This is a genomic window from Spirillospora sp. NPDC049652 (assembly GCF_040675125.1).
Lineage (GTDB): Bacteria > Actinomycetota > Actinomycetes > Streptosporangiales > Streptosporangiaceae > Spirillospora.
The window spans coordinates 1-6,362 of record NZ_JBFAOF010000383.1 but is presented as its reverse complement, the minus strand read 5'-3'; the positions used below and the strand labels follow the sequence as shown (position 1 = coordinate 6,362).

6 protein-coding genes are annotated in these 6,362 nt (G+C 71.7%); all 6 read right to left on the bottom strand.

Annotated features, from left to right (window positions below):
- The coding region (locus AB0J52_RS22745) for an amino acid permease (RefSeq protein WP_500183944.1) at nucleotides 1-1,247 on the bottom strand (1,247 nt) is incomplete at its 3' end.
- Nucleotides 1,248-1,527: 280 nt separating this feature from the next.
- Nucleotides 1,528-3,618, bottom strand: coding sequence for a 3-hydroxyacyl-CoA dehydrogenase NAD-binding domain-containing protein (locus AB0J52_RS22740; RefSeq protein ID WP_500183942.1), 2,091 nt, complete (start codon nucleotides 3,616-3,618; stop codon nucleotides 1,528-1,530).
- A complete protein-coding gene (locus AB0J52_RS22735; protein ID WP_500183941.1) occupies nucleotides 3,615-4,817 on the bottom strand; it encodes a thiolase family protein in 1,203 nt (400 codons plus the stop codon). Before AB0J52_RS22735 ends, AB0J52_RS22740 begins: the two co-directional genes overlap by 4 nt.
- Nucleotides 4,818-4,982: 165 nt before the next feature.
- Nucleotides 4,983-5,597: a phosphatase PAP2 family protein gene (locus AB0J52_RS22730; protein WP_500183939.1), complete on the bottom strand. Its 615-nt coding sequence runs from the start codon at nucleotides 5,595-5,597 to the stop codon at nucleotides 4,983-4,985.
- Nucleotides 5,598-5,712: 115 nt separating this feature from the next.
- Nucleotides 5,713-6,222: a M48 family metalloprotease gene (locus tag AB0J52_RS22725; protein WP_500183937.1), complete on the bottom strand. Its 510-nt coding sequence runs from the start codon at nucleotides 6,220-6,222 to the stop codon at nucleotides 5,713-5,715.
- On the bottom strand, nucleotides 6,183-6,362 hold a 180-nt coding region (locus tag AB0J52_RS22720), incomplete at its 5' end, for a hypothetical protein (RefSeq protein ID WP_500183936.1). The genes AB0J52_RS22725 and AB0J52_RS22720, both read right to left, overlap by 40 nt.

Below are 6,362 nucleotides of genomic sequence, written 5' to 3'. Positions count from 1 at the left end.
GCCACGACGAGGAACGCGAACAGCGTGCCGATGTTCACCAGCTCGGCCAGCTTGGCGAGCGGGATCAGCCCGGCGAGGACGGCGACGAGGGAGCCCAGGATGAGGGTCGAGCGGTAGGGCGTGCCGAACCGCGGGTGGACGACCGACAGCCACCCCGGCAGCAGGCCGTCCCGGCTCATCGCGAAGAACACCCGGCTCTGGCCGAGCAGCAGGATCAGCACGACCGTGGTGAGGCCCGCGACCGCGCCGATGCTGATGACCGTGGCGAAGGCGGGGTGGCCGACGGCCTTGAACGCGTCGGCGAGCGGCGCGGCGATGCTGAGCTCCTTGTAGGGCTGCATGCCGACCACGACCAGGGAGACCGCCGCGTACAGCACGGCGGTGACGATCAGCGAGCCGATCAGCCCGATCGGCAGGTCGCGCTGGGGCGTCCGGGCCTCCTCGGCGGCGGTGGCGACGATGTCGAAGCCGATGTAGGCGAAGAAGACGATGGAGACGGCGGCGAAGATGCCGAGCCAGCCGTACGACACCGGGTGGATGCCGAACAGCACCTGGATCAGCGGCGCGGCGGCCCCCTTCACCGACTCGTTGGACTGCGCCGGGGGGATGAACGGGTGGTAGTTCTCGCCCTTGACGAAGAACAGCCCCGCGAAGATCACCAGCAGCACGATCGCGACCTTGATCGTCACGACCACCGTGTTCACCCGCGCCGAGATCTTGACGCCCGCGACCAGCACGCCGGTCACCGCGAGCACGACCAGCACGGCCGGGACGTTGACCACCCCGCCGTTCTGGCCCGGTGGGTTCAGCAGTTCGTCCGGCAGGTGGATCCCGGCGCTGGCCAGCAGTGAGTCCAGGTAGCCGGACCAGCCGACCGCGACCACGGCCGCGCCGAGCGCCAGCTCCAGGATCAGGTCCCAGCCGATGATCCAGGCCGGGAACTCGCCGAGCGTGGCGTAGGAGAAGGTGTAGGCGGACCCCGCCACCGGCACGGTCGAGGAGAACTCGGCGTAGCAGAGCGCCGCCAGGCCGCAGACGACGGCGGCCAGCACGAACGAGATCGCGACCGCGGGCCCGGCCTTCTCCCGGGCGACCTGGCCGGTCAGCACGAAGATCCCCGTCCCGATGATGACGCCGACGCCGAAGACGACCAGGTCCAGCGCGCCGAGGTCACGGCGGAGCCGGTGCTCCTTCATCTCGGTGTCGCTGATCGATTGCTCGACCGTCTTCGTCCGGAACAGGTCCACCTCGCGTCCTCTCGACCTCGACTGTGCGGCAGTGCCGAGGGTCACCTCCTATAAAGGATCTAAACGGGGCACAGCCCGCCGAAACCCGCGGCTCCACCGGGATGCCCAATGAAAACGCGAAAATGCCGTCCTGATGGTCCAGGACGGCATTTCCGTCATCGCGCCCGTGTCGGTGCACGGTGCGGAGACGCGCGCGCTGTTCACGCGGGCGCCTGCGCGGGCCGCCGGGCCTCCCGAGGGCGGTCCGGCGGCTCCAGGGTCGAGCAGGCAGAACGGAGGGTCAGGCGGGCAGGGACGCGACGCCCGGCTCCAGGAACCGGCGGCCGGTGACCTGCTCGGCGATGCCGCTGCGGTCCAGGTACGGGGTGATCCCGCCCAGGTGGAACGGCCAGCCCGCACCGAGGATCATGCACAGGTCGATGTCCTCGGGCGCGGCCACGACACCCTCGTCCAGCATGAGCCGGATCTCCTCGGCCAGCGCCCTCAGCGCCCGGTCGAGCACCTGCTCCTCGGTGGACGGCCTGTCGCCGCCCGAGAACAGCTCGACGGCCTCCGGGTCGACCGTGAAGTCGGGCAGGTAGACGCCCCGCTTCCCGGCCGCGACGAACTTGCCGAACTTCTCCGACAGCGGGAACCGCTCCGGGAACGCGCCGTGCAGGGTCTCGTTCACGTGCAGCGCGATCGCCGGGCCGACCAGGCCCATCAGGACGAACGGCGGCATCGGCAGGCCCAGCGGGTTGGCGGCGCGCTCGGCCGTCTCGATCGGGGTGCCCTCGTCCACGGTCTGGATGATCTCCGCCATCAGGCGCAGCAGGATCCGGTTGACCACGAACGCCGGGGCGTCCTTGACCAGCACGCAGGACTTCTTCAGCTGCTTGCCGACCGCGAACGCCGTCGCCAGCGCCGCGTCGTCGGTCTTCTCGCCGCGGACGATCTCCAGCAGCGGCAGCACCGCGACCGGGTTGAAGAAGTGGAAGCCGACGACCCGCTCGGGGTGCTTCAGCTTCGAGGCCATCTCCGACACCGACAGCGACGAGGTGTTGGTCGCGAGGATCGCCTCGGCGGAGACGTGCTCCTCGACCTCGGCGAACACCTTCTGCTTGACCGACATCTCCTCGAACACGGCCTCGATGACGAAGTCCGCGTCGGCGAAGGCGTCCTTGGTCAGCGAGCCGCTGATCAGGGCCTTCAGCCGGTTGGCCTTGTCGGCCGAGATCCGGCCCTTGCCGAGCAGCTTGTCGATCTCGCCGTGCGCGTAGCCGACGCCCTTGTCCAGCCGCTCCTGGTCCAGGTCGGTCAGCACGACCGGGACCTCCATGCGGCGGGCGAACAGCAGCGCCAGCTGCGAGGCCATCAGGCCCGCGCCGACCACACCGACCTTGGTGATCTTGCGGGCCAGGGCCTTGTCGGGCGCGCCCGCGGGCCGCTTGGCGCGCTTCTGCACCAGGTCGAAGGCGTACAGGCCGGCGCGCAGCTCGTCGCTCATGATGAGGTCGGCGAGCGCCTCGTCCTCGGCGGCGAAGCCCTCGTCGCGGCTGCGGTCCTTGGCGGCGGCGACCAGGTCCAGCGCGCGGGTGTAGGAGGGGGCCGCGCCGTGCAGCTTGCCCTCCAGCGTCCAGCGGGCCATGTTGACCGCGTCGTCCCACGCCTTGCCCTTGTCGACCTCGGGGCGCTTGACCTCGATCTCGCCCTTGAGGACGCGGGCGGTCCAGGCCAGCGACTCCTCCAGGAAGTCGGCGGCGTCGAAGATCGCGTCGGCGATGCCGAGGTCGTACGCCTGCTGGCCCTTGAGCTGCTTGTTCTGGGCGAGCGGGTTGTCGATGACGACCTTGAGGGCCTTCTCCGCGCCGATCAGGTTCGGCAGCAGGTACGTGCCGCCCCAGCCCGGGACCAGGCCGAGGAACGCCTCGGGCAGGCTCATCGCCGGGACGTTGCGGGAGACCGTCCGGTAGGTGCAGTGCAGGCCGATCTCGACCCCGCCGCCCATCGCCGCGCCGTTGTAGTAGGCGAACGACGGGACCTTCAGCTCGCCGAGGCGGCGGAACGCCTGGTGGCCGAGCCGGCCGATGGCGAGCGCGTCCTCGCGCCTCTGGATCAGCGGGACGCCCTTGAGGTCCGCGCCGACGGCGAAGATGAACGGCTTGCCGGTGACGCCGACGGCGACGATGTCGTCGCGCCCGGCGATCGTGTCGAGCGCGGCGTTCAGCTCGGTCAGGCCGCCCGGCCCGAACGTGCTCGGCTTGGTGTGGTCGAAGCCGTTGTCCAGCGTGATCAGCGCGAGCGTGCCCGCGCCGAACGGGAGCTCGACGTCGCGGACGCGGACGTGCGTGACGACCTCGTCCTTGAAGATCTCGGTGATGTCAGCGCTCACTTGGCGCCCTCCCAGTTCACGTTCTCCCAGAGGACGGTGCCGCCCATGCCCATGCCTACGCACATCGTGGTCAGGCCGTAGCGGACGTCGGTCCGCTCCTCGAACAGCCGCGAGAGCTGGTTCATCAGCCGGACGCCGGACGAGGCCAGCGGGTGGCCGAGGGCGATCGCGCCGCCCCACGGGTTCACGCGCGGGTCGTCGTCGGCGATCTTGAAGTGCTCCAGGAACGCCAGCACCTGGACGGCGAACGCCTCGTTGATCTCGATGAGACCGATGTCGTCCATGGTGAGCGAGTTGCGGGCGAGCAGCTTCTCGGTCGCCGGGACCGGGCCGACGCCCATGACCTCGGGCTCGACGCCCGCGAAGGCGAAGTCGACCAGCCGCATCCGCGGGGTGAGGCCGAGCTCGCGGGCCACGTCCTCGGCGGCGAGCAGGCAGGCCGTGGCGCCGTCGTTCAGGCCCGCGGCGTTCCCGGCGGTGACGTTGCCGTGCACCCGGAACGGGGTCTTGAGCTTGGCGAGGTCGGCCATGGTGGTGCCGGGCCGCGGCGGCTCGTCCTCGGTGGCGAGGCCCCAGCCCTTCTCGGCGGAGCGGATCGCGGTCGGCACCAGGTCGGGCTGGATCTTCCCGGCCTGGTAGGCGGCGGCGACCTTCTGCTGGCTGCGCACGGCGTAGGCGTCCGCGCGCTCCTTGGTGATCTGCGGGAACCGGTCGTGCAGGTTCTCCGCGGTGGTGCCCATGACCAGCGCCGACGGGTCGACGAGCTTGTCGGCCAGGAAGCGCGGGTTCGGGTCGACGCCCTCGCCCATCGGGTGCCGGCCCATGTGCTCGACGCCGCCCGCGAGGACGACGTCGTAGGAGCCGAAGGAGATGCCCGCGGCGGTGGTGGTGACCGCGGTCATCCCGCCCGCGCACATGCGGTCGATGGCGTAGCCGGGGACGCTCTTGGGCAGGCCCGCGAGCACGGCGGCGCTGCGGCCGATGGTCAGGCCCTGGTCGCCGGTCTGCGTGGTGGCGGCGACGGCGACCTCGTCCACCCGCTCCGGCGGCAGGGACGGGTTGCGGCGCATCAGCTCGCGGATGGCCCGGACGACCAGGTCGTCCGCACGGGTCTCCGCGTACAGGCCCTTGGGGCCCGCCTTGCCGAACGGCGTGCGGACGCCGTCCACGAACACGACGTCACGTGCGGTACGAGGCACGGGTCGCCCTCCCTCGGAAGGTGGTTACTCACTGGTAACTCGCCATCCTACTCGTCGGTAATGCCCGCCCGGGTCATCCGCGCCGCGGGGTGATCACAATCGTGGCGGGAATCTCAGTTTCGGGACCGGCGAACGCGTGGGGGCGGGCGGGGGAGCGGCCCGTGCTCAGCGCGGTTCGCAGGGCGCGCGGACGGCGCGGACCGGCACGATCCGGTCCATCATCCGCGCCAGCAGGAAGGCGCCCAGGGCCGCGACGAGCGCGCCCACCAGGAGGCCGACCGCCACGTCGTGCGGGTAGTGGACGCCGATGTACACCCGCGACGCCGCGATGACCAGCGCGTTGAGGACGGCGATCGTCCCGAGGAGCCGGCCGGCGGCCAGGCAGACCGCGACCGCCGCCGCCCCGGCGAGGACGGCGTGGTTGCTCGGGAACGAGTAGTCGGACGCGCCGGGGCAGGAGACCGCGATGTGCAGGCCGGGCATCGCCCGGCAGGGCCGCTGCTCCTGGGCCGTCAGCTTCAGGACGCTGTTCGCCAGGTACGCGACGACCATCGCGCCGGGCACCCACAGCGCGACCGCCGCGGCCTTGAGGCCCCGGTCCCGGGCCCGCCACCAGGCGAGTCCGGCGAGGACGGCGAACAGGACCAGGCCGTAGTCGCTCCACCAGTCGATCAGGCCGTTCACGGCCCCGGTGTGCCGGGACACGTCGACCACCTCCCGGTACAGCCCCGCGTCGAACGCGTCGTGCCCGGCGAACGCCGCCGCTGCCTTCTGGATCACCCGGACCCCGTTTCCCGTGGACTCGCCCCGAACTGAAATCTACAACTAAGTAGAATTTAGCGGACGGGCAGCGCGTTCGGTGCCTCAAAGCCCAGGTGCGGAGGGTGGGCGGCGGTCAGCCGGCGGCCTGGGCGTGCTCGACCAGCTCGTGCAGGTCGAACGCGGCGTCCTGGGCGGCCAGCAGGGAGAGGACGACCAGCCCGACCACGGCCGCGATCAGCAGCGGACGCCGCGCGGGCGGCGGCCCCAGCAGCGCGGACACCCGCCTCGGCAGCGGGCCCGGCCCCCGGACCAGCCCAGGAACACCGCGCGCCCAGGCGGCGCTCGGGAGGATGCCGATCCCCAGGGCGGCGGCGTGCCCGAGGCGGGGACGGCGGTTGTGCGCGAGGGCGGCCCGTCCGATGGCCTGCGCGGTCTGCTCGCGGTCGTCGATGCACGCGGCGGCCCGCTCGTCCGCCCAGCGCTCGGTCGCGAAGACCACCGCGCCGCGCAGCGGCCAGAGCAGCGGGTTCGCCGCGACGGCGACGGCGGTGCAGGACCGGAACAGGTGGTGCCGCCCGGCCAGGTGCGCCCGCTCGTGCGCGATCAGCGCCCTCCGCTGCGCCGGGGTGAGGACGTCCAGCATGCCGGTGGTGACGAGGACGCGCCCGGGACGCCCGGGAAGCGCGAACGCCTCGGCCAGGACAACCCCTGGTGCAGGTACGGCTGGACCTTCTGCAGCCACTTGACGTTCGGCCACAGCTGGGTCGCCAGCACCGGCAGGTA